The organism is Spirosoma luteum DSM 19990 (assembly GCF_000374065.1).
Taxonomy (GTDB): Bacteria; Bacteroidota; Bacteroidia; order Cytophagales; family Spirosomataceae; genus Spirosoma; species Spirosoma luteum.
In genome coordinates this window covers 18,291-44,817 of the sequence record NZ_KB893252.1, presented here as the reverse complement: position 1 = coordinate 44,817, position 26,527 = coordinate 18,291, and the positions used below count along the sequence as shown (strand labels likewise).

At 53.3% G+C, this 26,527-nt stretch carries 25 protein-coding genes; 19 read left to right on the top strand and 6 right to left on the bottom strand.

Annotated features, from left to right (window positions below; all coding sequences use genetic code 11):
• The first annotated feature begins 132 nt into the window (after positions 1-132).
• The 6 genes from B156_RS0110410 to B156_RS0110385 all read left to right on the top strand — a co-directional run bounded on the left by B156_RS0110410 (position 133) and on the right by B156_RS0110385 (position 6,693).
• Entirely contained in the window at positions 133-606 is a 474-nt protein-coding gene (locus B156_RS0110410; RefSeq protein WP_018619639.1) for a hypothetical protein, read from the top strand.
• Entirely contained in the window at positions 603-803 is a 201-nt protein-coding gene (locus tag B156_RS0110405) for a helix-turn-helix transcriptional regulator (protein WP_018619638.1), read from the top strand. Before B156_RS0110410 ends, B156_RS0110405 begins: the two co-directional genes overlap by 4 nt.
• Before the next feature lie 215 nt (positions 804-1,018).
• On the top strand, positions 1,019-3,010 hold the full coding sequence (locus B156_RS0110400; RefSeq protein WP_026260740.1) for a S9 family peptidase: 1,992 nt from the start codon (positions 1,019-1,021) through the stop codon (positions 3,008-3,010).
• Positions 3,011-3,091: 81 nt separating this feature from the next.
• Positions 3,092-3,697 (top strand): nucleotidyltransferase family protein, encoded by a 606-nt coding sequence (locus tag B156_RS0110395; protein ID WP_040585459.1) that lies wholly within the window; start codon positions 3,092-3,094, stop codon positions 3,695-3,697.
• An 11-nt stretch (positions 3,698-3,708) separates the two neighbouring features.
• Positions 3,709-4,308, top strand: a complete 600-nt coding sequence (locus B156_RS0110390) for a DinB family protein (protein WP_018619631.1) — start codon at positions 3,709-3,711, stop codon at positions 4,306-4,308.
• Positions 4,309-4,365: 57 nt separating this feature from the next.
• Positions 4,366-6,693 carry a glycoside hydrolase family 65 protein gene (locus B156_RS0110385; protein WP_018619629.1) on the top strand — a complete coding sequence of 776 codons (2,328 nt, stop codon included), beginning with the start codon at positions 4,366-4,368 and terminating at the stop codon, positions 6,691-6,693.
• A 90-nt stretch (positions 6,694-6,783) separates the two neighbouring features.
• On the opposite strand, the gene B156_RS0110380 is transcribed toward B156_RS0110385, so the two are convergent.
• On the bottom strand, positions 6,784-7,410 hold the full coding sequence (locus tag B156_RS0110380) for a hypothetical protein (protein WP_157626989.1): 627 nt from the start codon (positions 7,408-7,410) through the stop codon (positions 6,784-6,786).
• 545 nt (positions 7,411-7,955) lie between these two features.
• Between B156_RS0110380 and B156_RS31320 the strand changes: the two genes are divergently transcribed.
• Together B156_RS31320 and B156_RS0110365 are read left to right on the top strand one after the other, a co-directional pair.
• Positions 7,956-8,111: a hypothetical protein gene (locus B156_RS31320; protein WP_018619625.1), complete on the top strand. Its 156-nt coding sequence runs from the start codon at positions 7,956-7,958 to the stop codon at positions 8,109-8,111.
• A 130-nt stretch (positions 8,112-8,241) separates the two neighbouring features.
• Entirely contained in the window at positions 8,242-8,886 is a 645-nt protein-coding gene (locus tag B156_RS0110365; protein ID WP_018619624.1) for a class I SAM-dependent methyltransferase, read from the top strand.
• Here B156_RS0110365 and B156_RS0110360 read toward each other — a convergent pair.
• The 3 genes from B156_RS0110360 to B156_RS0110350 form a co-directional block, all read right to left on the bottom strand.
• Complete coding sequence (locus tag B156_RS0110360; RefSeq protein ID WP_018619623.1) at positions 8,881-9,621, bottom strand: hypothetical protein; 741 nt, start codon at positions 9,619-9,621, stop codon at positions 8,881-8,883. The genes B156_RS0110365 and B156_RS0110360 overlap by 6 nt on opposite strands.
• Positions 9,622-9,647: 26 nt before the next feature.
• A complete protein-coding gene (locus tag B156_RS0110355) occupies positions 9,648-10,718 on the bottom strand; it encodes an AMP-binding protein (RefSeq protein ID WP_018619622.1) in 1,071 nt (356 codons plus the stop codon).
• Between the two features lie 63 nt (positions 10,719-10,781).
• Positions 10,782-11,249: a QcrA and Rieske domain-containing protein gene (locus B156_RS0110350; protein ID WP_018619621.1), complete on the bottom strand. Its 468-nt coding sequence runs from the start codon at positions 11,247-11,249 to the stop codon at positions 10,782-10,784.
• 118 nt (positions 11,250-11,367) lie between these two features.
• On the opposite strand from B156_RS0110350, the gene B156_RS0110345 reads away from it, so the two are divergent.
• The 3 genes from B156_RS0110345 to B156_RS0110335 all read left to right on the top strand — a co-directional run bounded on the left by B156_RS0110345 (position 11,368) and on the right by B156_RS0110335 (position 15,489).
• Complete coding sequence (locus B156_RS0110345) at positions 11,368-11,838, top strand: DUF2452 domain-containing protein (RefSeq protein WP_026260739.1); 471 nt, start codon at positions 11,368-11,370, stop codon at positions 11,836-11,838.
• A 64-nt stretch (positions 11,839-11,902) separates the two neighbouring features.
• On the top strand, positions 11,903-12,727 hold the full coding sequence (menB, locus tag B156_RS0110340; protein ID WP_018619619.1) for a 1,4-dihydroxy-2-naphthoyl-CoA synthase: 825 nt from the start codon (positions 11,903-11,905) through the stop codon (positions 12,725-12,727).
• 230 nt (positions 12,728-12,957) lie between these two features.
• A complete protein-coding gene (locus B156_RS0110335) occupies positions 12,958-15,489 on the top strand; it encodes a PAS domain-containing sensor histidine kinase (RefSeq protein ID WP_018619618.1) in 2,532 nt (843 codons plus the stop codon).
• A 50-nt stretch (positions 15,490-15,539) separates the two neighbouring features.
• Here the strand turns inward: B156_RS0110335 and B156_RS0110330 are convergent, their stop codons facing one another.
• The gene (locus B156_RS0110330) at positions 15,540-17,003 is read right to left on the bottom strand and encodes a sodium:solute symporter (protein WP_018619617.1); all 1,464 of its coding nucleotides are present in this window, start codon (positions 17,001-17,003) and stop codon (positions 15,540-15,542) included.
• A 112-nt stretch (positions 17,004-17,115) separates the two neighbouring features.
• On the opposite strand from B156_RS0110330, the gene B156_RS0110325 reads away from it, so the two are divergent.
• From B156_RS0110325 to B156_RS0110315, 3 genes are all read left to right on the top strand, one after another.
• Positions 17,116-17,406, top strand: a complete 291-nt coding sequence (locus B156_RS0110325; protein ID WP_018619616.1) for an ATP-dependent Clp protease adaptor ClpS — start codon at positions 17,116-17,118, stop codon at positions 17,404-17,406.
• Between the two features lie 108 nt (positions 17,407-17,514).
• Positions 17,515-18,126 (top strand): recombination mediator RecR, encoded by a 612-nt coding sequence (gene recR / locus B156_RS0110320; protein WP_018619615.1) that lies wholly within the window; start codon positions 17,515-17,517, stop codon positions 18,124-18,126.
• 139 nt (positions 18,127-18,265) lie between these two features.
• Positions 18,266-18,970 (top strand): superoxide dismutase, encoded by a 705-nt coding sequence (locus B156_RS0110315; RefSeq protein WP_018619614.1) that lies wholly within the window; start codon positions 18,266-18,268, stop codon positions 18,968-18,970.
• A 253-nt stretch (positions 18,971-19,223) separates the two neighbouring features.
• On the opposite strand, the gene B156_RS0110310 is transcribed toward B156_RS0110315, so the two are convergent.
• Positions 19,224-20,183, bottom strand: a complete 960-nt coding sequence (locus B156_RS0110310; protein ID WP_018619613.1) for an SGNH/GDSL hydrolase family protein — start codon at positions 20,181-20,183, stop codon at positions 19,224-19,226.
• A gap of 215 nt (positions 20,184-20,398) precedes the next feature.
• Here B156_RS0110310 and B156_RS0110305 point away from each other — a divergent pair, with 215 nt between their 5' ends.
• The 5 genes from B156_RS0110305 to B156_RS0110285 all read left to right on the top strand — a co-directional run bounded on the left by B156_RS0110305 (position 20,399) and on the right by B156_RS0110285 (position 26,431).
• Complete coding sequence (locus B156_RS0110305) at positions 20,399-21,358, top strand: isopenicillin N synthase family dioxygenase (RefSeq protein ID WP_018619612.1); 960 nt, start codon at positions 20,399-20,401, stop codon at positions 21,356-21,358.
• Between the two features lie 96 nt (positions 21,359-21,454).
• Positions 21,455-22,657, top strand: a complete 1,203-nt coding sequence (chrA, locus tag B156_RS0110300) for a chromate efflux transporter (RefSeq protein WP_018619611.1) — start codon at positions 21,455-21,457, stop codon at positions 22,655-22,657.
• A gap of 19 nt (positions 22,658-22,676) precedes the next feature.
• Complete coding sequence (locus B156_RS0110295) at positions 22,677-23,972, top strand: PQQ-dependent sugar dehydrogenase (RefSeq protein ID WP_018619610.1); 1,296 nt, start codon at positions 22,677-22,679, stop codon at positions 23,970-23,972.
• Between the two features lie 48 nt (positions 23,973-24,020).
• The gene (locus tag B156_RS0110290) at positions 24,021-25,031 is read left to right on the top strand and encodes a Gfo/Idh/MocA family protein (RefSeq protein WP_026260738.1); all 1,011 of its coding nucleotides are present in this window, start codon (positions 24,021-24,023) and stop codon (positions 25,029-25,031) included.
• Between the two features lie 32 nt (positions 25,032-25,063).
• Positions 25,064-26,431: a Gfo/Idh/MocA family protein gene (locus B156_RS0110285; protein ID WP_018619608.1), complete on the top strand. Its 1,368-nt coding sequence runs from the start codon at positions 25,064-25,066 to the stop codon at positions 26,429-26,431.
• Positions 26,432-26,527 lie beyond the last annotated feature (96 nt).

Here is a 26,527-nt window from a genome sequence, read left to right as displayed (position 1 = left end):
TGGTGGTGCCTACCCATTTTTGCCAGCGCAGTGTGCAGGCTGGCAAAAATTTTACCAATATATGTAAAATCAACTTGACATTGTGAAGAGTATGCTTTACGTTTGATGTGTCAAATAAACTTTACATATACGATGAAAACAAAATGGTTATTTCCGCATAGATTCCGGCTTGTTGGCTGGGTTATTTTCCTGCCGTCGGCTATCCTGGGATTAGCGAATATGTACGCTGACTTTAAGTTGAATTGGCTGGTTGTCAACTTTTTAAATGAACCCTTTACCATCAACTCCGGCCAGTCGACGGGACACCTCGTCAATATCCAAAATCTTACCGACGAAATAGCCGCTATTGGGGTTATTGTCGGTTTGCTGTTGGTTGCATTTTCGCGGGAGAAGGTGGAGGATGAAATGATTGGCCAGCTTCGGCTCGAAGCCCTGCAATGGAGCGTATATGCCAACTATATCGTACTGGCCATCGCTATCCTCACCCTGTACGATACCGCATTTTTCAATGTAATGGTCTATAACATGTTCACCGTTTTGCTGGTGTTCATCAGCCGGTTTCGCTGGCTACTTTACCGGAACAGCCAAACGTTGCTGGCGCTATGAAAAACCGACTGAAAGTAGCGCGGGCTGAGCACAATTTATCCCAGGCCGACCTCGCCGACCGTATCGGTGTAAGCCGACAAACAGTCAATTCGATTGAAACAGCCCGGTACGTACCGTCGACAGTGCTGGCCCTGAAACTGGCGCAGGTTTTCGGAAAGCCGGTAGACCAACTTTTCATGCTCGAAGAGACGGATTAGGACGCCGTAGAATCAGCAGGCCAGGTGATTGGCGTATCAAACAGCTGGGAAATGAAGCCTGCTTCTTTTTCTTCTATATCGGCCAGGGCGATAGAAAAGAGGGATAGTCTGGCGATGAACGAAGAAATTTCGGTCTACTGCCATCCTATCCAACGAAAATAGCGGTTATTTTGTCGTTTGGTTCGTCTCCGATAATGGGCGCTCACTTCATTTTCATGAAAACAATACTCCTTGGTTTAGTAATGCTGACCGGTACGGTTGGCCTGGCACAAACACCCGCCAAAAAAAGACCCATCGCCCCACAGGACATTTACCGGTACCAGAACATCGTTGACCCGCAGGTGTCGCCGGATGGAAAGTGGGTGGCCTACGTGCTGTCGAGTGTGGATACGACGAAGGATAAACGCAACGCCGATATCTGGATGGTGAGCTGGGACGGGCAGGAAACGGTGCAGCTCACCAGCAGCCCCGACGGTGAATCGAAGCCCCGGTTCAGTCCCGATGGCAAATACCTGTCGTTCGTGTCGGCGCGGCAGGGAGCCACCAAGGGACAACTCTGGCTGATGGACCGGCGTGGGGGGGAAGCCAAAAAACTGACCGACCTCAAAACCGATCTCGAAGATTACGAATGGGCACCCGATGGGAAGAAAATAGCCCTGGTGCTGCGCGACCCCGACTACGCGGATTCGGCCAAAACGAAAGTACGTAAGCCCTACGTCATGGACCGCTTCCATTTCAAGGCCGATACGAAAGGGTATCTGGAACGCAGTGCCGTGCATTTGTACACGTTCGATATCGCTACCAAAAAACTCGATACCCTAACCACCGGTGACTACGACGAAACAGCCCCGGTTTGGTCGCAGGATGGGAAGCAGCTGGCGTTTGTCAGTAACCGTACGGCCGAACCGGACAAAAACCAGAACACCGACATTTACGTGATGGAGGCCCGAAAAGGGGCGGCCATGAAGCAACTGACGACCTGGACCGGCTCCGACAATAACCCCGTTTGGAGTCCGGATGGGAAGCAGATTGCCTACCAGCGGTCAACGGCATCGGGCGATTTTCTGATGTACGACCAGCCGGTGCTGGCCGTCGTTGGGAACGATGGGGGTGAACCGAAACTGCTGTCGAAGGCACTGGACCGGCCCGTTCGCAATCCCCGCTGGTCGAAAGACGGACAATTCATTGGGGTACTGGTAGCCGACGACCGGCAAACCTACGTTGGTCAGTACACCCTGGCCGATGGGAAATTTACGAAACTGGCGGGTGGCAACCGGGCCTACGGAAATCTGGAACCCGTATCGGCCGGGAGCTGGCTGGCAGGATTCAGTGAACCTCAACTGCCTGGTGAGTTATACGCCCTCGAAAATGGCACTCCCCGCCGACTCACGCACGTGAGCGATGCTTTTCTGGCTCCGCTGGAACTGGCTACCGTAGAGGGATTTACCTCGAAAAGTAAAGATGGTGCCAGCGTGTCGAATGTGTTATTCAAACCCGCGAATGCGCCGGCCAGCAAAAGGATGCCCACTATTTTCTTCATCCACGGCGGACCGGTGGGGCAGGATGAGTTTTCGTTCGATCTGTACCGGCAGATTATGGCGGCTGGGGGTTACGCGGTGGTCGCCGTCAATTACCGGGGCAGCAACGGGCGCGGCATCGACTTCACCAAAGCGATCTATGCCGACTGGGGTAACAAGGAAGTACAGGATATTCTGGGCGCGGCCGATTACGTGGTGGAGAAAGGCATTGCTGACCCCGACCGGCTGGGCATTGGCGGCTGGAGCTACGGCGGTATTCTGACCAACTACACCATCGCGACCGATACCCGTTTCAAAGCAGCCGCCAGTGGGGCGGGCAGTTCCCTGCAACTGGCTATGTACGGCATCGACCAGTACACGAACCAGTACGAAAACGAACTGGGTGCCCCCTGGAAAAACCCGGAAAAATGGCTGAAACTATCGTACCCGTTTCTAAAAGCCGACCGTATCAAAACCCCCACTATGTTCATGGCCAGCGAGAAGGATTTCAACGTGCCGGTAGCCGGTAGTGAGCAGATGTACCAGGCGCTCCGGTCGTTGGGCGTACCCACGCAGTTGATTATTTACCCCGGCCAGTTTCATGGCATCACCACGCCAAGCTACCTGAAAGACCGCGCCGAACGCTACCTGAACTGGTTCGATAAGTATTTAAAAGCAAAGACGCTGTAGGCTCATGATGCCCTATTCGCTTATCCCGGCACCCTTCTCCTACTTTTTCCCTACCTTCGTCTTTCACCAAAAAACGTTGTGTTGAACGTAGGAACGATTATACTGGCGGCTGGCGACTCGTCGCGAATGGGCGGGGGAGTCAAGCAGTTATTACCCTATAAAGGGCAGTCATTGATTCGCCGGATTACCGAAACGGCACTGGCTCTGCAACGGGGTCCGGTGGTGGTGGTACTAGGAGCCGAACGGGCCCAAATCGTCCCCGAACTTGCCGACTTGCCCGTCACACTGGTGGACAATCCGAACTGGCCTACAGGGCAGGCATCATCGCTGAAAACGGGTCTGGCTGCCCTGTACCTGACCAAAAAAGAAATTGAAACGGTACTGGTTTTGCACACCGACCAGCCCCTGGTTTCACTAGGCTTGTTGCTGCACATGGTCGACGTTCGCAAGGAGAACGGCGCTGGTATCGTTGCCTGTCGGTACGGTACGCAACTGGGGGTTCCCGCCCTGTTCTACCGCGACTATATTAATGAATTACTTCAGTTAGACGGGGATAAGGGGGTGCAGTGGGTTATCGTTCGTCACCGCAGCGACTGCGCCGAAGTACCGTTTGAAGCCGGTAGTATCGACCTTAATTCCAAACGGGATATCGAGTTGTTTCAGCAGGTACAGATACAGTCCCAATAAAACCAGTACCCATGAAAAAGCTTGAGACAGCCCGTGACCTGCAAACCCGCCTTTCGGTCATCCTGCAAACCGTTGAGCGGGAGTTTTTGCCCCTCTCCAACGAGCAGTTGCGCTGGAAACCGACCGACAACCGGCCATCGCCCGGCTGGAGTATCGTGGAGTGTTTGCAGCACCTGAACCTGGCCGAGCGCTATTACATCCGTAACCTACAGCACAAAGTAGCTACCCTGGGACTTAGTCAAACCCAGCCGACCGACCAGGCGCTGGAAAGCGACTGGGTGGGTAAAGCGATGCTGTATGTAGTTGACCCTCAGGTAAAAATGAAATTTCCCGCCCCGGGCATCATTCGTCCCCGGTCAGCGGCTGATTTAGACCCGGAGGCAGTATTGGCGCAATTCAACGAACTGCAAACCCTGCTCCATACCTTGCTGGATAAAGCTGTTTACCTCGACTGGAATCAGGAAAAAGTGGCCAGTTTATTTGGCCAATGGCTTAAAATCAGGCTGGGCGACACGTTTCGGATGCTGGTAGCCCATACCGAAAGACACCTGAATCAGGCCCTCCGGGCAAAAACAGAACGGGCTGCTTTGGCGGATTCAACGCATTCATGAATTATACCACCTGCCCCTTATTCGTTTACTCACTTACTCATTCATTCGTTACTTTTAATGAAGCATTACATTAAGCAAGATGCCTGGAACATTGTTGAAGAAGGCTTTCACCCTGATTTTAATGAGATTACCGAAAGCCTGATGTCGCTGGGCAATGGTCGCCTGGGCGGACGCGGATCGTTCGAAGAGAAGTATTCCGGCAAAACCCTGCTGGGTAATTACGTCGCCGGGGTTTATTACCCCGATAAAACCCGCGTAGGCTGGTGGAAAAACGGCTATCCCGAGTATTTCGCCAAAGTGCTCAATGCCGCCAACTGGATTGGTATCGACATTGAGGTGGAATACGAAACCCTCGACTTGAATCAGTGCGACGTGCGCGATTTCCGGCGGGTGCTCAACATGCAGGAAGGGTACCTGGAGCGCTCCTTTGTGGCCGTGCTGAAAAGCGGCAAACAGTTACAGGTAAATGCCAAACGGTTTTGTTCCATCGTAGATGATGAGGCCGGGGCCATCCGTTACGCCATCAAACCGCTGAATTTTGATGGTAAGATTACCGTTACGCCCTATATCAACGGCGACATTCGCAACCGGGACGCCAATTACGACGAAACCTTCTGGGACGAGGTGCGGAAAGAAACGGCCTACGGGGAAGCGTATATCGAACTGCGTACCCGAAAAACGGCCTTTCACGTGGCTACCGGTATGTGCGTGGAAATTGAGCAGGATGGCGTGCGAGTAGACTTCCAGTCGCAGCCTATCAAATACGAGAAATACGTCGCTAACCGTATCTCGCTCGACTGCCGGAAAAATCAGGAAACCGTCATTTATAAATACGGCGTAAACCTGTCGTCGCTCAATTACGACCCGGATGTGCTCATGAAAGAAGCCCATCAGTACATGCAGCGGATTTCGCGGAAGGGTTTCGATAAAATGCTGTTTGAGCAGAAGCAGGCCTGGGCCGACAAGTGGAAAATGAACGACATCGTCATTGAGGGGGATTCGGCCGCGCAGCAGGGCATCCGCTTCAATATTTTCCAGTTGAACCAGACCTATACCGGTGAGGATGAACGATTGAACATTGGGCCGAAAGGCTTTACGGGTGAGAAATACGGTGGTTCTACCTACTGGGATACCGAGGCTTACTGCCTGCCTTTTTACCTCGCCACTGCCGATCAGAAAGTAGCCAAAAACCTGCTCGTTTACCGGTATAAGCAATTGGGTAAAGCCATCGAAAATGCCCAGAAACTCGGTTTCCGGGCCGGTGCCGCGCTGTACCCGATGGTAACCATGAACGGTGAAGAGTGCCACAACGAGTGGGAAATTACCTTCGAGGAAATTCACCGCAACGGAGCCATTGCCTACGCCATTTATGACTACGTCCGCTACACCGGCGACGAGCAGTATCTGGTTGAGTATGGACTGGAAGTGCTGATTGCCATCAGTCGGTTCTGGAGTCAGCGGGTCAACTGGTCGACTGCGAAAGAGCAGTACGTCATGCTGGGCGTTACGGGCCCGAATGAGTACGAAAACAACGTCAACAATAACTGGTACACCAGCTACATTGCCGCCTGGACGCTCCGCTACACCACCGAAGCCGTCGGTAAAGTGAAGGCCCTGAACCCCGAACGGTACGCCGAACTGATTGACCGGATTCACTTCCGGGAGGAGAAGGAACTGGCTACCGCCGGGCATATCATTGACAAGATGTACCTGCCGCAGGATGAGAAACTGGGCGTTTTTCTGCAACAGGAAGGGTTTCTGGATAAAGACCTGATGCCGGTGTCCGATATTCCCAAAGGGCAGCGACCCATTAACCAGCACTGGTCGTGGGACCGGATTCTGCGGTCGTGTTTCATCAAACAGGCCGATGTATTACAGGGGCTGTATTTCTTTGAAGATGAATTCGATACGGAAACCCTGAAGCGCAATTTCGACTTCTACGAACCCATGACGGTGCATGAATCGTCGCTGTCGCCCTGCGTGCATTCCATTCAGGCATCAACGTTAGGTATGAAAGAAAAAGCCTACGAGATGTACCTACGTACCGCCCGGCTCGATCTCGACGATTATAACAACGATACCGAAGACGGGTGTCACATCACCAGTATGGCCGGTACCTGGCTGGCCGTGGTGAAAGGGTTTGGCGGTATGCGGGTAGAACGGGGCAGGGGTACGGATTCCCGCCTTATTCTTGACCCCTATTGCCCGGACAATTGGCAGTCGCTGTCGTTCAAGATTCGGTTCCGGGGTGTCATGCTACAGGTAACCACTACCCAGCAGGACGTAACGGTGGAGAACTTTTCGGAGCAGCCCATTACCCTGACCCTTTTTGGTGAAGCAGTAACCGTAGCGAGTAACAAAGCGGAGACCGTGAAAGCGAAATAGCGCATCGAGTGGTCAACGTGAAATAAGGGCTAACACCGGGTGTTATTCATTACATCCCGGTGTTAGCCCTTATTTTGTGCCCCCACAAAGCTACTTCGGGCGTTTGCCCAGAATGATGCCCATCGTGATTAGGAAGGAGGGACACCAGCCCTGACGAAACGTAACCGCTTGTTGCCGGTTTTTCTGCCAGTCGCCCCGCTCTGAATCGCTGGATTCCCAGTATGGCCGGGCCTGGGTAAGTTGACTGGTTTGAAATAACTTGACCATGTATTGAGCACCAATGGCACCCGACAGCGTAACTCGGTTGCCTAACGTTACCTTCCCGCCAAACAGCAGTTCGGGAGCAAGCGAAATACCAGCCGCCCGCAATGAATCGGTGGGAATGTTGAGCCGGGAGTTGGGAGAAAGTTTTAGTAATGAGTAGTCTACCACCGCCCGCGCCGAGGCAAAAACCGTTAGGTCGTCGCCGATGCCCACCCCCGGAAAATAGTACCGGTAGCCAATGACTGCTCGGGCGTTGGTGAACCGTTCGGTGCGGTACGGAATAAGCAGTTCGTGCCCGCGTGTGCTGCCGTTATAGGCGAGGGAAGCGGTTAGGCTGTGCCGGACGTTTACGTATCGTTCGTAGTGGACCAACTGATTTTTGGGTTCAATGAACCCAATTGGTGAAACCGACAGTTCCTGCCGCTGACCAAAGGTCGGGGAGATCGTCGTCAAAATTAAACCGGCAAGAAGCCCGCAGAAGACTGTGCCTGATAGAAAACGTGTCATATCGTGGTCGATACTATTTCCCTGCAAATCTAGGGGTAATGTCGATTTACACGCTAATCTTACATCGTTATTGACTGATGCGGGCCTGTCTTTTATACCCCTATTTCAGTAGATTTACCCTGTACAACCGACTCCGTTATGTCTACAACCACCCAGTTGTTGCCGTTAACCCTTACTGAACGAAACCTTTCCCCCGAGGTCATTCGGGTTAAAGCATCCTTTGAGGAGTATGTTGATTTTGCCGAACAATGCGAATACAATGTTGAATACATAAACGGTGAAATTATATCCATGTCGCAGGCATCACTACCCCACGAGTCGTTAGTTTCCCGTCTGAATTATCTTCTCGTGGCTTTGCTCGACAGTCAGGACGAACGGTATTCAGTAGAAATATCAAAGTCTTCATCGAAGCTACCGGCAACCAGGTATATGACCTGGGCGAGAAACTGGAACTGTACAAGCAGATTCCGGCTCTTCAGCAGGTGCTTTTCGTGAGTCAGCACAAACCCTGGGTTATCTCGTATGTGCGGTCGGATACGCCCGGCTTGTGGCTCAATACCAGTGCTCACAACCTGACCGAATCGGTGACGGTACTGGAAAATGCCGTGGCACTGAGCGCGATTTATAAGAAATTTACCTTCGCCTGAATTGACCCGACAAGAGCGCATGATAGCGTAAATAGTGATTCCTGTTTTGCCCTCAATTAACTATGACGGCTGTTCGGGATATATTTGTTCCGGAAAGAACAATTCTTCCCGAAAGAAATACAACCGCCCTATGGAGCATTCGCCCGCTGGAAAACCAAATTTCGATTGGGTCGCTCCTTTTTACGATTTCCTCGCTTTTTTAGTATTTGGGCATCGGTTACGACGGGCGCAGGTCATATTTCTGAAGCAGATTCCGGCCAACGCGCAGATACTGATTTTGGGGGGTGGAACGGGCTGGCTACTCCAGCAGGTACTTACCCATTGCCAGCCAAACCGGGTCGTTTACCTGGAAGCATCTGCCAACATGCTGGCCCTTGCCAGTAAGCGGGTAATTAACCACAACGTAGCGGGTTCGGTCGTATTCCGGGTGGGGGATGAAACGTGCCTGAAACCGGAAGAGTCGTTCGACGTTATCATCACCCCCTTTGTGCTGGACCTGTTTACCGAAGAATACCTGCAAGCGGCCCTGATTCCCCAACTTCAAACGGTGCTGAATCCTGACGGTTTGTGGTTCGTTACCGACTTTGTAAACCCCCGAATTGGGTGGCAGAAGCTTTTGTTATGGACAATGATCCGCTTTTTTCGGCTGACGGCCGGTATCGAAACTGCAGAACTGGCTGACTGGCAGAGACTCCTTGCCGAATCGGGTTTGCAACGCAATCAACAGGAAGTGCAAGTTAGCGGAATGGTATCCACGGAAGTGTGGCGTCTATAAGTCGGTGAGGAACCGGGTGAGGCTCTTCAGTTTGCTGATGTCATACCATTCGTCGGTGCCCAGGTTTAGCCATTGGCCGCTACGGGAAGGCCGTTTTAGCTGCGCATCCTGCGGATCAAAATCATGTTCGTACACCTGTTCCATTACCTGCTGTAAGGTGGACCAGGGGAGGGTGCTGCTTTGCTCCCGCTGGTTTTGAACCCGCACAAGTCGGATGGTTCGGTCGGCAAAGGAAGCGGTTAACCGGCGTTCCAGCGTACCTGAACCCGCCCCGTTATCAAGGTAAGTCAACTCAAACGGCCGTTCCCGATTCATGCGCTCGTAGATGGCCTGAATCAGTTCCTGCATCGCATACTGCCAGTCGTCGCCGTTCTTCGGAACACCCTGTTTCTTCGTTTCGCCACTTGTTTCGAGGGTAATTTCCCGGAAATCATCGTCTTCACCCATTGCCTCTTCATCCAGCGGTTGCAGGCGGGTGGCGCGGGCGAGATTCGCCAGGGTATCGAGCCAGTTTTTGGGTAATCGCCCCGACCAGGTGAGGTCATCTTCCCGGGTGAATCCTTCGGCAATTAGTTCATCCTCGTCGATATCGTCTCGGTCAGGATACGTCATGGTCAGATCGAGCTGTATGTCGCTGTTGGCCGCGGGCCGGGCCGTAAGGGTATAAAAATAAGCGTAGGGCGCGGGTAGCGATCGGGCGGTCTGGTAGCGAATCTGGAGACGTTGAAAAGACATAAGGCATTAATTGGCAGACGGCAAAGTTAGCGTATTCCGGCAAGTATCGCTCGCTGGTCAACCTTGCCCGTGGGCGTTTCGGCAAATTGGGGCACTGTAAGCCATTCCCTGGGCACGGCGTACGGGCCTGCTTCCTTTCGAATGATAGCCTGCAGGGCCGTCCATTGTGCATCAGAGAGGGAGACCTGTTCACAGACTACCACTACCCGCTGCCCCAGTTTCTCGTCGGGCAGGCCAGCCACAAACAAACGGGGCAACCCGCTTGCCTGATTTTGCGCCAACACCCGCTGAATTAGCTGCTCGACCTGTTCGGGCTGTATTTTTACACCCCCGCTATTAATGACCCGGTCGGCGCGTCCCAGCAGCCGGAAGTGCATGGGGTCGGGTAAGTCAACTACATCGTTCGTTTGAATCTGCTCCCCATTGGTAGCCGCCGATGTGATGTGCAGACAGCCCCGCTCATCAACACCGAGGTTAACCCCATTGAGGGCCGTAAACCACTCGCTTCGGGTAGAGCCGTTGAGCCGCCGGAGGGCAATGTGTGACACTGTTTCAGTCATGCCGTAGGTGGCGTAGACCGGCGCTGTAATACCCTGTACTGCCTGTTCCAAAGCCGGACTGGTAGCCGCTCCCCCCACCAGAATAGCCTTCATGGCGTTCAAGTGTCCTGCTTGGCTTTCATTGCCCGCCGATAAAATGGTCTGTAGCTGCAAGGGTACAAGGGCAGTAAAGGCAAAGGAATTGGTATCAGCCGTGAGGTGAGTGAAGGGATTGGCTTCCGGTTCAATAATGGTCATGGGCAGGTCCAGTTCCAGTCCTCGTACCAGCATCATAATGCCCGCTACGTAGCGAATATTGAGACAGACCAGGGCTGTATCACCCGGTACTAAACCCAGCGTTTGGCCGGTTAGCCGGGCACTAGCCTGCATCTGTGCCCGCGTGAGAGTAATGGGTTTTGGCGTTCCGGTGGAGCCGGATGTATGCAGGGTAAAGGTATTCTGACCCGCTAGCCAAGATCGGCAAAACGCCAGTGCTTCCGCTTCGTAGGCTGTTTGGGGAGCGGGCCAGGGCGTATGGTGAGTCAGGAAAAGAGCCATTTTGAGAGGATGCAGGCTGTATGAGTACAACCTGCGCCATGGGATACAAGTCGACAGCCTACATCAATTACGAATCACCAGCGTGCCCGCTGCCGCATTTGGCTCTATTCTGTAGGCGGTCAGGGGTAGGGTAGCCGGGCCGGAAATTATGTTACCGGTCGTGTCGTATCGGGAGAGGTCGAGCGGGCAATAAAACTGATTTTCAGCGGCTTTAAATACTAGTCTTGTTTTATCGAAGGTGCAGTTGACGGATACCGCCACAAACGTACCGCTTTTGGTCTGGGCAATGATAACATTATTCATCACCACGTATCCGCCCTTAACGGTCAGGTTCTCATTGGCTTTATCGGCCAGATTCAGCGTGAAATTAATACCCTGAACCGGAACCAGTGTTGTATCACTTCCCGACTGCCCCGAACAGCCAAAAGCCAGATGCATTAAAAGCAGGGTAACCAGACCAATACCGGCTGAGCGAAAGAAAACAGGCCGGGGTGATGCTGCATGTTCGGTGGACGGGAGGGTAGTTTCCATACCGGTTTCGTTTACTTTTGTGACGTTATGCCGTTTTAGGGTGTAAATATGCGTTATTTTTTGTCATTCAACGACAGTGAACAAAGACGTTTACCGGGTGGTTACCCAACTAACAAGTATGGAAGAAGCAAAAGTTTTCATCAATCCCATTTCGCCGGATAAAGTTGCCGAATCACCGGGGCTGCTGGCCTACGCGCACACAGCAGGGGGAGCCGTTATCCGTCCTGAAGACAAAGGAAAAATAACGGGACGGGCCGTTTCGGCCATGCGCGAGCAAACCGACATGCAACTGAGCCAGTTGTATAAACAAATGCAGCTACTGGCCGAGCAGGCAACGGCCATCCGCAACCGGGTGGAGATTTCAGAGCGCATCTACTCCGCCCAGATGAGTTTTGAACCCGTGGTCGGGCACACGTATCATTTCTACACGCGCAAGAATGGTACAGACCTGCTCTCGATGGTTGGCCCAACCGAATGGGGACGCAAATTTCCGTTTGAACGCTGCCTGGCCACCGTCCGGATGATGGCCGACCACACCTGGGATGTAAATTATCACGAAACCTCTTATGGAATGATGAATGATGAATGATGAGTTATTTCGCACGAGTTGCTGGACTAATTCATCATTCATCATTCATCATTCATCATTCAAAATGCAAAGCAACTACCCTTGGGAGCCGATTAAAGAATATCAGGAAATCCTGTTCAGTTATTACGAAGGCATTGCCAAAATAAGCATCAACCGCCCGCACAAACGCAATGCCTTTACGCCCCAAACCGTAAAGGAAATGTCGGAAGCGATGGAGCTGGCCCGTCAGGATGAGCGCGTCGGCGTGGTAATCCTGACGGGTGAAGGGGGCGAAGCCTTCTGCTCCGGTGGTGATCAGTCAATACGCGGGCATGGCGGCTACATCGGCGAGGACAGCGTACCCCGCCTGAACGTGCTGGACCTGCAAATGCAAATCCGGCGGATACCCAAGCCCGTTATCGCCATGGTGGCCGGGTATGCTATCGGGGGCGGCCATGTGCTGCACGTGGTGTGCGACCTGACCATTGCCGCCGATAATGCCCGTTTTGGGCAGACCGGCCCCAAAGTGGGCTCGTTTGATGGCGGTTTTGGGGCTTCGTATCTGGCGCGGATAGTAGGGCAGAAGAAAGCCCGCGAAATCTGGTTCCTGTGCGACCAGTACGACGCGCAGGAAGCCCTGGATATGGGGCTGGTCAATAAAGTAGCCCCGCTCGATCAGCTGGAAGAGGTAACGATTGGCTGGTGCCGGAAAATACTGGAAAAAAGCCCCATTGCCCTGCGGATGCTCAAAGCATCATTTAATGCTGAACTCGACGGGCAGGCCGGTATTCAGCAACTGGCGGGGGACGCTACCCTGCTCTACTACCTGTCGGAGGAAGCGAAAGAGGGAAAAGATGCCTTTCTGGAAAAACGAAAGCCCGATTTCAGCAAGTTTCCGAAGTTTCCCTGAGTTCCGAAAACGACCTTAATGCCCAAAAGCAGATCATCGTACGATAGATCTGCTTTTGGGTTGACTGATATACTCATTGCCATAACATATTGTACGGTGGCGGGGTTTACCCTACGAAGTATTCTTTGGGCCAATTCCTGACGGCTCCGGTTGGTCATTTGTTTTATACTCCTCATCACAGCGAAATAGAATGATCCGTTCGTTGCCAATCAATCGCTATCTTTCGCCTTATGCAGCCAAGCCAACATACCGATACGTATGCATTCCTGAGGGGTGGGGGCGAGATGGGCCACTTAACCCGTTCGTATGACTGGTCGCAAACAGCGCTGGGCACACCGGATACCTGGTCCCCGAGTTTGCAGACAACCCTCGGTATTATTCTGAATTCCCGATTTCCGATGTTTCTCTTCTGGGGCGAACCGTTGCTTTGTTTCTACAACGACGCTTACCGCCCCAGTTTGGGAAATGAAGGCAAACACCCCTATGCGCTTGGCAAACCAGCCGTTGATGTCTGGCCGGAAATATGGGACGTAATCAAACCACTCCTTGATCAGGTGCTGTCTGGCGGAGAGACAACCTGGAGCGAAGACCAGCTTATTCCTTTCTATCGCAACGGAAAAATAGAAGACATTTACTGGACGTTCAGCTACAGCCCTGTTGTCGACGTAGCGGGTAAACGGGTAGGTGTGCTGACTACCTGCATGGAAACGACTGATAAGGTAGTTAACCTGAAACGACTCGCCGAGAATAAAGACCAACTGCATTTTGCCATCGAAGCAACGGAACTGGGCTCCTGGGACCTGAACCCCCGTACCAATCGGTTTACTGGCAATGAGCGGTTAAAAGAGTGGTTTGGCTTACCCTCCGAGGCTGAAATTGACCTGCCACTGGCCATCCGGGTCATGGCCGCAAAAGACCGGCAGCGCGTAACGGATGCCATTCAACGGGCATTGACCTACGAGTCGGGTGGTCAGTACGACATTGATTATACCATCATCCATCCGCAAACCGGGCAGGAGCGACGGGTGCGGGCCAAAGGCAGGGCGTGGTTTAATGAGGATAACGTAGCCTACCAATTTAACGGTACCCTGCAGGATGTAACCCAGCAGAAAGAAGTTGAAGAAGAACGCCAGAAGCTGCTTGACATTCTGGAGGTCAGTCGGGAGTTTATTGGTATGGCTGCCGTTGATACATCCATGCAGTACGGCAATCCGGCGGCCCTAGCCATGTTGGGCTGGGATACGCTAGTGGGGAAAACCATCCGGGATTGTGTGTTTCCGGACGATTGGCCTCTGGCCGAAAAACTCCTGGCCGAATTACCGCAGGAAGGGCACTTCTCGCGGGAGATTCGCTTCGTAAACGCCCGCACCGGCCATCCTTTCTGGCTCCAGTGGAATGCCGTAACGATTACGGATCCTGCATCGGGCGAGGTGACCGGGCTGGCCACCGTTAGCCCAAACATCACGGAGCGTAAAAAGATAGAGCACAACCTGCGGGAAAGTGAACGCCGATTCCGCTCACTCATTGAAGAAGCCCCCGTGGCAACCTGCCTGTTTGTGGGGAGAGAGCTTCAGGTAGAGGTGGCCAATGCCACAATGCTTGCTTATTGGGGTAAGGGACCATTGGTGCCCGGTCAGAAACTGTCCGATGTATTACCCGAACTCAATGGGCAACCCTTTCTGCAAATCCTGGATAATGTATTTACAACGGGGAAAATGCACCAGCAAAAGGCTGCCGTTGCCAACCTAAACGTAAACGGAGTGCTGGGTACGTACTATTTCGACTATACATATAAGCCCCTGTATGATGCCGAGGGTAATGTGTACGCCATCATGGAAATGGCCGTAGACGTAACGGAGCAGGTGACGGCCCGGAATGAACTCAAAGCTAGTGAAGAACGCTACCGTACATTGTCTGCCGAACTGGAGCAGCAGGTGAGGGATCGGACGGGTGAACTGGAGACAAGTAACGAAGAACTGGCTGCTTCAAACGAAGAACTGGTGCAGGCCAATGAAGAACTGGCGGAAGCCAATCGGCTGTTTATTCAGTCGAACCAAAACCTGGAACAGTTTGCCTTCGTTGCCTCGCATGACTTGCAGGAACCCCTGCGTAAAATTCAATCCTTTGGCAACTTACTACAGAACGAGTATGGAGCGCAGCTGGGCGAAGGAGCCGATTTGCTGGAGCGGATGCAATCGGCCGCCAACCGAATGTCGGCGCTGATTAAAGATCTGCTTACTTTTTCCCGGATAGCGAACCGGAAGGATACCGTCGAACTGGTTTTTGTCCGGGACGTTATCAACACCATACTGAATGATCTGGACCTGGTTATCACCGAAACGAACGCGCAGGTTATCATCGAAACAATGCCCAGAATACACGGAGATGCCTCTCAATTAGGGCAGCTTTTTCTAAACCTGTTGAGCAATGCGCTGAAGTTTCGCCGGCCGGACACCCCGCCGATTATACGAATTCGCCATCAAATCGTCTCGTCAACTACGCTGCCTGCTTCCATAAAACCCGCTCACTGGGCAGAAGCTTACCACCACATCGACATCGCAGACAATGGTATCGGGTTCGACCCCAAATACGTAGACCGTATTTTTCAGGTTTTTCAGCGACTGCACGGGCGGCAGCACTACTCCGGCACGGGAATTGGGTTGGCCATCTGCGAAAAAGTGGTTGCCAACCACGGGGGAGCAATTACCGCCACCAGTCAACCCGGTAAGGGGAGCACATTCAGTGTGTACCTGCCGGTTTAGAGACGGAACCAGTTCATCGAAACAATACCCGCTTCCAGCCATCCCATCACTTACACTCCTACCGGTTCCGCTTCTTTTACCGGTTTCGACACGGCCCAGAGGCCGACATACGTAAACAGCCCATTGAGTAGCAACCGCTCAAAACCGAATTTATACCCACCAAACCAGGCCGCTGAATTTTCATTGACAATGTAGGTTAACAGCGGGGAGGCCAGGCAAATGAAGGGTACTACCCAATCCGTAACCGGTCGTTTGTTCGACATCCCGAAGGCATACAACCCCAGCAGCGGCCCGTAGGTATAGCCCGCAATATCGAAAACCGCCGTAATGACTTCCTTACTGTTCAGCTGCCGGAAAATGATGATGACGATAAAAAAAAGCACCGAAAAGCCAATGTGAACGATTTGCTTGATGCGTGACCGCTCCGCTTCGGGGCGCTTCTCCACGTTCATGAAATCGACGCAGAAGGAGGTGGTCAGGGCTGTCAGAGCCGAGTCGGAACTGGCGTAGGTAGCCGCCGTGATACCCAGCAAAAACGTGATGCCCACCACCAGGCCGAGATGATTCAGGGCCAGTAGGGGGTACAGATCGTCGGTACGGGTGGGAGTGGCAATGCCTTCGCGCTGGGCAAAAACGTACAGCAGAACCCCCAGGGAGAGAAACAGGAAGTTGACGAAAACCAGCGTGATGGTGAACCAGAACATATTCTTCTGGGCTTCGCCGATGTTTTTACAGGTCAGGTTTTTTTGCATCAGATCCTGATCAAGGCCCGTCATGACGATGGCGATAAAAGCCCCGGCAATAAACTGCTTGAAGAAATTCTTCGGGTCATTGGCATCCCAGAAAAAGACCTGCGACATCGGGCTGTTTTTGACCGTTTGCACCAGCCCGCTGAATGACAGGCCCAGTTGCTGCGAAATCAGGATTATGGTCAGTATCACGGCCGTAACCAGAAAAACCGTCTGGAGGGTATCCGTTACAATAATCGTTTTAACGCCCCCCTTAAAGGTGTACACCCAGATGAGGGCAATGGTAATCAGAACCGACACTTCGAATGGAACACCCAGGGCGTTGAACAACGCCAATTGCAGCACCCCAACGGCTACGTAGAGCCGAACGGCCGAACCAACGGTTCGGGCCAGAATAAAGAAACCCGCCCCCGTCTTATACGACCAGAACCCAAAACGCTGTTCGAGGTAGCCGTAAATGGAAATCAGGTTGAGCCGGTAATAAAGCGGCATCAGCACGGTACCAATAACGATGTATCCTACAATGTAACCCAGCACGACCTGGAAGTAGGAAAAGCCGATGGTGCCCACCGCACCCGGCACCGAAATAAACGTGACCCCCGACAGCGATGTGCCAATCATGCCAAAGGCAACCAACCACCAGGGTGATTGCCGGTTGGCCGTAAAAAAAGTAGTGGTGTCGGCACCCCGGGCTGTGTAAAAGGAAACAGCAATCAACAGTCCGAAATAGACAATTAAAATCACCAAGGCAAGAGTCGTGTTCATGCAGAATAAGGCAACTTTTCAGCCGCAAGTGGGGTTCTTATAATGGCGATAATGACTTTTTTTAGTGGCCATTTTGCCGTAAATTTGCTAAGTAAACACGCTTTTATTTTCCATGCAACCTTTTGAAGAAAACGACTGGTCGACCAATGTTGATGTACTGGATGAAGTAGTCGAGACCGACGTTCATAACCTGGTGGTGTTCAACGATGATGTCAATAGCTTCGATCATGTGATCGCTACCCTGATAGACGTTTGCGCCCACACGCCCGAACAGGCCGAACAGTGTACGTTGCTGATTCACTACAAAGGCAAGTGTTCCGTTAAAAACGGCTCCTGGGACGAACTGGTCCCCATGCGCAATGAAATCTGCCGCCGGGGCATCAACGCGGAAGTGTTAAACTAAAGAGCGAAAGTAGTAAAGAGTGAAAGAACGAAAGTTGATGCGTCAGCCGATTTCCGTTATGGCACTCTTTCTCTCTTTCTCTCTTTCACTCTTTAATTAGGCGAATCCTTGGAATACCCATCCAAACTCATAGAAGACGCGGTCAATGAGGTGTCGAAACTCCCGGGTATCGGGAAGAAAACGGCCCTCCGGCTGGTGCTCCATCTCCTCAAACGCGACGAAGATCAAACCGAATCACTGGCCCGGAGTCTGACGGCTATGCGGACCAACGTCAAATACTGCCGGAAGTGCCACAACCTGTCCGACAATGATATATGCACGATTTGCGCCAGTCACAAGCGCGATCAGTCGCTGATTTGTGTGGTGGAAGATACCCGCGACGTGCTGGCTATTGAAAACACGGCGCAGTACAAAGGGCTGTATCATGTGCTGGGGGGTATCATCTCGCCGGTAGAGGGTGTTGGCCCCAGCGATTTGCAGATTGATTCGCTCATGACCCGGCTGGCCGGTTCGGAACGGGAACAGGTGCGGGAGATTATTCTGGCTATCAGCCCTACTATGGAAGGAGACACAACGGCGTTCTACCTGCAAAAGAGACTCCGGCCTTTCAACCTCAAAATTTCCACCATTGCCCGGGGAGTCCCCATTGGTGGTGACCTGGAGTACGCCGACGAAGTAACGCTCGGGCGCAGTATCCTGAGCCGGATTGCCTACGAATAGGCTTCGTAACGGCGGGTAAACGCCTGATCCAAAAAGCTCTTTTCCCTGCATACCGAACATTCGTCCATACAGGCCGTTTCATTAGTAGACTGACGATACAATTGTCAATGATTTTTCGCTTCCCAAAACCAACATACACATGGATCGCTCTGAATTTCTGAAACTTGCCTTTGGCACATCGGCCACCCTGTTAGCTACCCGTTCGTTCGGTAGTTTTCGGTCTACTGCCGCCGACGGCAACTTTACACTGCCTCCGTTGCCTTACGCCTACGATGCCCTCGAACCATCCATTGATAAAATGACGATGGAAATTCACCACGACAAGCACCATCAGGGCTACGTGACGAACCTGAACAAAGCGCTGGGTATGCCCGAAAACGAAAAGATGGCGAAGATGAGCATCGACGAAATCGTTAAAAGTGTCGATTCCAAGACATCGGCCGCCATTCGGAATAATGCCGGTGGGCACTGGAATCACACGTTCTTTTGGAACATCATGGGCCCCAACGCTGGTGGTGCGCCAAAAGGAGCACTGGCCGATGCCATCAATAAAAAGTTCGGCTCGTTCGATGCCTTCAAAACCGAATTTGCCAAAGCAGCAACGGGGCGGTTTGGGTCAGGCTGGGCGTGGCTAATTAAAAATGGCAACGACCTCGAAATTGTCTCGACCCCCAATCAGGATAACCCAATGATGGCGCTGGCTGAGAAAAAGGGAACCCCCGTCATGGGTATCGACGTGTGGGAACACGCCTACTACCTGAAGTACCAGAATAAACGTGCCGACTATATTACCGCCTTCTGGAACGTAGTCGACTGGAATAAAGTCGGCAAGAACTTTTCATAACAGAATTACCTAAACAGCCGAACCGGTCTGCCAATGCGGGGTACTATCCCGTGTCGGCAGACCGGTTCGGCTGTTTAATCGACCCTTTAAAATCTAATCAAATTAGAATCGACTTTTTGTCATTTCGACGCAGGAGAAATCTCAAGTTGACTGCACGTGATATTGAGATTTCTCCTGCGTCGAAATGACAAAAGATTATTTCTTATTTTTTGCGAAGGGATAGGTTAGACAGGGTTTTCGACACGCCTGGGCCTTAAGGGAGGAGGGCTTGTATTCGGGCATCAATAACAGCCGCTTTGGCTTTGGCCTCTTCCAGCGGTAACCCTGTACTCATACCTGGCCGTTTATGTCCCGTGGCGGTTAGCCAGGCATCTTTCATTATAGTTTGCCGCTCGGCAATGAGTTGGATGAGCTGAGCCGCATTTGGCACCGAAGCCATTGCTGCCTTGAGATCCGGTGCTGAAGCAATGGCGCTCGCACCCAACCCTGACAAGATAGTTCTGGCCATGATCCAGTGCCCCACATCACCCGGATGAACGCCATCGTCGGCCAGGGAAAATCCCGCCATGTTATAAGCCGAATCCACTTTGCGGTGCGCATCCAGGAATTGCTTCATCGGGTAATGAACATCGATTACCTGCCAGTTTCTGGCCTTTTTCTGTTCCAAAAGCCAATCCGAATACCGGTCGAGGACGGCTCCGTAGCCCGGTTTCCCGCCCTTCAGGTCATCATAGACCGGTGGGGTAAGGTGAATGATAGCGGCCCCCGTTTTCACCACTTCGTTGTGTAGCCACTCGATACCATCGTTGAATTTCTGGAAACGCGTTTCATCGAACGGCATATAAATGCCGTCGTTCATGCCATAGCTGGCAAAAACCAGGTCTGGTTTGGTTTGCGTCAGTACCCGGTCGAGACGCTCGTGCAGGTCGGGTCGGGGAAATTGGCCACCGGCATGTCCGTCTTCCGATAGCCCCGAAACCGTTTCGCTCGGCAGACCAACATTGATAAACTCGATGGGCTGGTTTGGGTAGTGCGATCGGTAGTAGCTATCAATAGCCGTAACGTACTTCCCGGCGTAAGTGATGCTGTTGCCCAGGAATACAACCCGCCGAACGGTAGGGGGGAACAGCGATTGGCCGTAACACTGTCGACTTGACGGCACCAGGCAAAAAAGCAGGAGTAAGTAGGCAGTATATCGGTAAAAGAAGGCCATAACATAACCGTTGATTTCGCTGGAGAAAGCCCCTGTTCCGGCACGATCTACCCATCGCCATAGCCACCCTAGTAGTTGAGTGCCCCAACTGAATAAAGCGAAATGCCCTCCCTGAACCCGAATAACAGGCTTACCACCCGGTTAAATTTCCCGCAATAAGCTAATCGCTGCGTTTGGGTAATCTTTCGTATTTTTGCCTAAACTGAGTGTTAACAATGGCAACAGAGGAATTATATAACGAAATACCATCGCTGGACCTGGCCGATTTTACGTCTGGCGACCCCGACAAGAAAGCGCGTTTCGTGCAGGACCTGGGCCGGGCCTTTAATCAAATCGGCTTTGTGGCTATCCGCAACCACGGCCTGACGGAAGACCTGACGAAGAAATTATATTCATCGGCTCAGGCTTTCTTCTCATCGCCCGACAGCGTTAAGCAGCAGTACGAACACCCGGAACTGAACGGGCAGCGCGGCTACATCGGCAAAGGCAAAGAAACCGCCAAAGGCTTTAAAGTAGCCGATTTGAAAGAGTTTTACCACATTGGGCAGCCGGAGCCGGAAGGCGATATGCCCGCTAATATTCTGCCCGAGGAGGTGCCGGAGTTTGGAGATGCAACCGTAACGGCGTACCGGACCCTCGAAAACGCCGGGAAACAACTCCTGCGAGCCATTGCGCTATACCTTGAACTACCCGAAAATTACTTCGACGACAAAGTACGCAACGGCGACAGCATCCTGCGGGCCCTGCACTACTTTCCCCTCGACCCCAACAGCACCCCCGACGGCGCCGTCCGGGCCGCTCCCCACGGTGATATAAATCTGATTACGCTGCTGATGGGAGCTTCGGCCGACGGGCTGGAAGTACTCCGGCGCGATGGTAAATGGATTGGCATCACCGCCCTGCCCGACCAGGTAGTGGTGAACGTGGGCGATATGCTGGACCGGCTCACTAACCACAAACTGAAATCGACGATTCACCAGGTGGTGAACCCACCGAGGGAGAAAATGAACCAGTCGCGGTATTCGATACCCTTTTTTATGCACCCCCGCGCCGATATGAACCTGAGTTGCCTGGATAGTTGTGTGGATACCCAGCACCCAAAACTGTATGTCGACATGACCGCCGGTGAGTTTCTGGACGAGCGACTGATGGAGCTGGGCCTAAAAAAGAAATAGGCCTTTGTCATTTGGGGTGGGTAGTCATTTGTTGCTCTCTGTCAATTACTGGCTACCCACTCATTATAATTTGGCCGCTCCTGCCTTCTCCTGCTAATGCTGCCCTACTTAACGACTGCTCAGCCCGTACGCCGAATCCGGTACTTCATCTTTCTGAAAGATGTGCTGATTCTTGCGCTTACCACGTTCGGCGGTCCGCAAGTGCATCTGGCCATGTTTTTTGAGCGACTGGTTCAGAAACGACGCTACCTGACCGAAGAAGAACTGCTGGAGCTGAATGCGCTGGGGCAGGTGCTGCCGGGACCAACCTCCACGCAGACGATCACGGCGCTGGGCTTCAAAATCGGCGGCCCCAACCTCGCTTACCTCACCCTGTTCATCTGGGTACTGCCTGCCGTAAGTATCATGACAGCTGCCGGTATGGGGATTTATTACCTGGAAAAACACCAGTTGTCGCTGCAGTTTACCCGGTTCATTCAACCCATGGCCGTTGGGTTTATGGTGGTGGCCGGGTACCGAATCGGGCAGAAAGTTATCAAAGACAAAACAACACTGGCCCTGGCCCTGACTGCCACGCTCGTGGCCTATCTGTTCCGGTCGCCGTTTATGACACCCTTCGTTATTGCGGCCGGTGGTTTGGTTACGGCTCTGACCTACCAGAAACAAAAACGGATGGAGAAACAGCCCCTGCGTGTGCAGTGGGCTAATTTTTTTCTGTGGCTGGGTGTGTTCATCGGGGCGGCTCTGCTGGGAGCCTACACGCAGTTGCTACCCGTACGGCTGTTCGAGAACTTCTACCGGAACGGCAGTTTTGTATTTGGGGGCGGTCAGGTGCTGACGCCCATGCTGTACAACGAATTTGTGGCGTTTAAGCATTACCTCACCCGCGAGGAGTTTCTGTCGGGGCTGGGGCTGGTGCAGGCCATGCCCGGCCCGGTATTCTCCTTTGCTTCGTACATCGGCGCACTCTCCATGCGGGACATGGGCGTGCAGGGGCAGTTTTGGGGCAGTGTAGTGTCTACCGCCGGTATTTTCCTGCCCGGCACCTTCCTTATCTTCTTTGTGTACCGGTTTTGGGAACAACTCAAACGCTACCGCGTGGTACGGGCTTCCCTGGGGGGCATCAACGCGGCCAGTACCGGTTTAACGGCCGCAGCGGCTATCGCCCTGTTTGAGCCAATGGCCCCGCACTGGCCATCGGTTTTGGTTGTGCTGCTTACCCTTGTCCTGTTGCTGTACACCAAAATTCCTCCCTACGCACTGATTTTGGTTGGATTGGTTGCTGGCGTGGTGCTATAAAAACAACTTACGTTGCTCAATGAACGCTTTATCTAACCCGTTGGTGAATACTCTGCCGCTGGCTATCCGTGTAAGAAGCACGATCAGCTGCCTGACAATGGTTCTTGTGCTGACCAGCTACGCAGCTTTCGGTCAGAACCGGCCCGTTGCCCCATCCCACTCCGAAACGGGGGCATCTGTCGAAAAGCGGCCAATGATAGCGAAGGGGCAGCAACCCACTTTTGCGGGACAGACAAGGATCGGCAGTATAAAATCAACGACGACATTTACCGTGACGACCGTGGCCAACGGTCTGGTTCAACCCTGGGGGCTGGTGTTTCTGCCTGATGGCCGGATGCTGGTGACGGAAAAAAGAGGAACTATGCGCATTGTAACGCAGCAGGGCGTAGTGGGGAACGAAATTGCCGGTGTTCCCGCCGTTCGCGCTGAGGGGGATGGTGGGTTATACGACGTTAAACTCGACCCTGACTTTGCTACTACCCGGCAGGTTTTCTGGTGCTATGTAGAGCCTGTTGCTGGCGGTAGCGTTACCTCGGTAGCCCGCGCCCGCCTGTCGGCCGACGAAACGAAACTGGAAAACGTACAGGTTATCTACCGCGCATCGCCTGTGTACAGTGGTCCCAATCACAACGGCTCCCGGATGCTGTTCGACGCGCAGGGACGGTTGTACGTTACCTTCGGGGAGCGGTTCGACGACGAAATCCGTAAGAAAGCACAGGCCCTCGATTCGTCGCTGGGGAAAATAATCCGAATCAATAAAGACGGAACAGCGGCTGCCGGGAACCCATACAGGACAACGGCCAGTGGCAATCCGAACGCTCTGCCCGAAATATGGTCGATGGGCCACCGGAACCCGCAGGGGCTGGCTTTTAACCCGCAAACCGGCGACCTCTGGGAAACGGAGCACGGCCCCAACGCGGGTGATGAACTGAACATCATCCGGCCGGGAGCAGACTACGGGTGGCCTACCATTGCCTACGGCATTGAATACAGTGGCGAACCGGTAAACGGGGGTAAAACAAAGCAGACGGGCATGGAACAGCCAGTCTATTACTGGGACCCATCCATTGCCCCCAGCGGCATTATGTTTTATACGGGCAGTATGTTCCCGGAGTGGAAAAACAATCTGTTCGTGGCTGCCCTGCGGGGTATGCACCTGGACCGTCTGGTGATTGAAAACAACAGGGTGGTGGGTGAAGAACAGCTATTGACCGACCAGAAACAGCGGATGCGTTACGTCACGCAGGCATCGGACGGATCAATCTACGTAATTACCGATGATGCCCAGGGCCGGATTCTGCGCCTTAGCCGATGATGATTCCTGCCGGATTTTTCCGCTAATCCCAAACCAGCCATTCCCAGTATGAATAGCCCGATGTTTACCCGAAGAACGTTTTTACAGCAGTCCGCTCTGGGAAGCGTAGCGATGAGTATGCCTGCGCTGGCCTGGTCAGCCGGTGCCCGCGCAGCGACCGAAAAACGGGTGGGTATGATTGGGCTGGATACGTCCCACAGTACGGCTTTCGTGAAGGTACTCAATAGCGCCGATGCCAGTGCCGACTACAAAGGCTACCGGGTGGTGGCGGCTTATCCGTATGGCAGCCGGGATATTGACAGCAGTGCGAAACGGATACCGGGCTACACGGAGGAAGTGAAAAAGCAGGGGGTAACCATCGTCGATTCCATTGATGAGTTGCTCAAAAAGGTGGATGTTGTCCTGCTGGAAACCAATGACGGGCGGCTGCACCGGGAGCAGGTCATGCAAGTATTGAAAGCCGGAAAACGCGTGTTCATCGACAAACCCATGGCCGCTTCGCTGGGGGATGTTATCGCTATTTTTGACGCGTCGGAGCACTATAAAATTCCCCTCTTTTCGGCCTCGTCCCTTCGGTACATTACCGGCATAGCGGGCATTGATAAAAGCCAGGTCCTGGGAGCCGATACGTTTAGTCCGGCGGTGCTGGAAAAAACGCACCCCGATCTGTTCTGGTACGGTATTCACGGTGTCGAAGCGCTCTATGCCGCTATGGGAACGGGTTGCCAGTCGGTAGTGCGGACGCATACGGAAGGCACGGACATCGTTGTGGGGACCTGGGCCGACGGGCGAATCGGTACCTTCCGGGGTACCCGAACGGGCAAGCACGACTACGGCGGAACGGTTTACCTGACCTCCGGCAATGTCCGGCTGGGACCCTACAATGGCTACGAGCCGCTATTAAAAGAAATCATTACCTACTTTGAAACGGGCACCCCGCCCGTATCACCCGAAGAAACCATCGAGCTGTTTGCGTTCATGGAAGCCGCCGACGAAAGTAAACGGCGCGGGGGTGCGCTGGTAACCCTGGCCAGCGTACGCGAAAAAGCAAAAAAGTAAATCCCTGACCCCGGTAGAAAACGACTCTTCGAATGAATAACCTACAGTCTGCCAGCTCCGACGATACCCGTCGGACGTTCATCAAAAAAGCGATTACGGGTACCGCTGTGCTGTCGGCAGGCGGGGTGCTGCCCGGCTTCAGTGCCCGGAGTTACGCCCGTATTCTGGGAGCCAACGAAAAGGTTCGGGTAGGCATGATGGGGGTTAACAGCCGGGGCCTGGCGCTGGCCGGTAACTTCGCCCTTCAGCCCAACTGCGAAGTCATCTCCGTATCGGATGTGGATAGTCGGGCGGCTGATAAATGCCTGGCAACGGTCGGGAAAATTCAGCAGTCAACACCAAAAAATCAGCCCGATTTCCGGAAGGCGCTGGAAGATAAAGACGTGGATGCGCTGGTTATTGCCGCCCCCGACCACTGGCACGCACCGGCCGCCATCCTCGCGTCCAAAGCCGGAAAACACGTCTACCTCGAAAAACCGTGCAGTCATAACCCCCACGAGGGCGAACTGCTGGTGGCGGTGGCGAAGAAATACAAGAACGTGATTCAGATGGGCAACCAGCGCCGGTCGTGGCCCAATGTGGCCCAGGCCATTCGGGAAGTCCAGAGCGGAATCATCGGTCGGCCTTATTTTGTGAAGGGCTGGTACACCAACAACCGGCCGTCGATTGGGATCGGCAAAGAAGCACCCGTACCGTCCTGGCTGAATTACGACCTGTGGCAGGGGCCCGCGCCCCGGCGGGCCTTCAAAGACAACATCCTGCATTACAACTGGCACTGGTTCTGGCACTGGGGAACCGGCGAAGCCCTCAACAACGGTACCCACATGCTCGACCTGATGCGCTGGGGACTGGGCGTAACCTATCCCACCAAAGTTACCTCATCCGGTGGGCGTTACCGCTACCAGGACGACTGGCAAACGCCCGACACGCAGGTAATCAGTCTGGAGTTTCCCAACAACACGGCCATGACCTGGGAGGGGCGAAGCTGCAACGGCCGAACCGTGGAGGGCACCAGCGTCGGAGTAATCTTTTATGGCGAAACGGGTTCAGTGCTCATCGAATCGGGGAACTCCTACAAGGTGTTCGATTTAGAGAACAAACTGGTCAAAGCCGTGAAAAACGACCTCGTCATCGACCCCCGAAACAAAATGGACCCGTCGCAGGCGCTGGACGCGATTCACATCCAGAATTTTTTCGACGGGATTAAAAAAGGCACCCCCCTGGCTTCCGATATTGTGGGTGGTCATCAGAGTACGTTGCTGGCGCAACTGGGAAATATTGCCCTGCGCTCCGGCGGTATGCTCACCATCGACCCGGCCAACGGCCACATCAAAAACAACCCGGAAGCTGAAAAGCTCTGGCAGCGGGACTACCAGAAAGGCTGGGAGCCCACCGTGTAGCTTAGTTTGACGTTTGTGGTTTGTCGTTTAATTTAATTCGCTAACAGTCAAAACTTTACAACATAAACTACAAACGTCAAACTACAAACGTCAAAC

Coding starts and splice junctions, on each gene's coding strand:
- B156_RS0110290 (WP_026260738.1), top strand. CDS start 24,021: ATGAATAGCCCGATGTTTACCCGAAGAACGTTTTTACAGCAGTCCGCT.
- B156_RS0110390 (WP_018619631.1), top strand. CDS start 3,709: ATGAAAAAGCTTGAGACAGCCCGTGACCTGCAAACCCGCCTTTCGGTC.
- B156_RS0110360 (WP_018619623.1), bottom strand. CDS start 9,621: ATGTCTTTTCAACGTCTCCAGATTCGCTACCAGACCGCCCGATCGCTA.
- B156_RS0110310 (WP_018619613.1), bottom strand. CDS start 20,183: ATGGCCTTCTTTTACCGATATACTGCCTACTTACTCCTGCTTTTTTGC.
- B156_RS0110325 (WP_018619616.1), top strand. CDS start 17,116: ATGCAACCTTTTGAAGAAAACGACTGGTCGACCAATGTTGATGTACTG.
- B156_RS0110285 (WP_018619608.1), top strand. CDS start 25,064: ATGAATAACCTACAGTCTGCCAGCTCCGACGATACCCGTCGGACGTTC.
- B156_RS0110345 (WP_026260739.1), top strand. CDS start 11,368: ATGGAAGAAGCAAAAGTTTTCATCAATCCCATTTCGCCGGATAAAGTT.
- B156_RS0110305 (WP_018619612.1), top strand. CDS start 20,399: ATGGCAACAGAGGAATTATATAACGAAATACCATCGCTGGACCTGGCC.
- B156_RS0110410 (WP_018619639.1), top strand. CDS start 133: ATGAAAACAAAATGGTTATTTCCGCATAGATTCCGGCTTGTTGGCTGG.
- B156_RS0110400 (WP_026260740.1), top strand. CDS start 1,019: ATGAAAACAATACTCCTTGGTTTAGTAATGCTGACCGGTACGGTTGGC.
- chrA (WP_018619611.1), top strand. CDS start 21,455: ATGCTGCCCTACTTAACGACTGCTCAGCCCGTACGCCGAATCCGGTAC.
- menB (WP_018619619.1), top strand. CDS start 11,903: ATGCAAAGCAACTACCCTTGGGAGCCGATTAAAGAATATCAGGAAATC.
- B156_RS0110330 (WP_018619617.1), bottom strand. CDS start 17,003: ATGAACACGACTCTTGCCTTGGTGATTTTAATTGTCTATTTCGGACTG.
- B156_RS0110315 (WP_018619614.1), top strand. CDS start 18,266: ATGGATCGCTCTGAATTTCTGAAACTTGCCTTTGGCACATCGGCCACC.
- B156_RS0110405 (WP_018619638.1), top strand. CDS start 603: ATGAAAAACCGACTGAAAGTAGCGCGGGCTGAGCACAATTTATCCCAG.
- B156_RS0110350 (WP_018619621.1), bottom strand. CDS start 11,249: ATGGAAACTACCCTCCCGTCCACCGAACATGCAGCATCACCCCGGCCT.
- B156_RS0110385 (WP_018619629.1), top strand. CDS start 4,366: ATGAAGCATTACATTAAGCAAGATGCCTGGAACATTGTTGAAGAAGGC.
- B156_RS0110355 (WP_018619622.1), bottom strand. CDS start 10,718: ATGGCTCTTTTCCTGACTCACCATACGCCCTGGCCCGCTCCCCAAACA.
- B156_RS0110295 (WP_018619610.1), top strand. CDS start 22,677: ATGAACGCTTTATCTAACCCGTTGGTGAATACTCTGCCGCTGGCTATC.
- B156_RS0110335 (WP_018619618.1), top strand. CDS start 12,958: ATGCAGCCAAGCCAACATACCGATACGTATGCATTCCTGAGGGGTGGG.
- B156_RS0110365 (WP_018619624.1), top strand. CDS start 8,242: ATGGAGCATTCGCCCGCTGGAAAACCAAATTTCGATTGGGTCGCTCCT.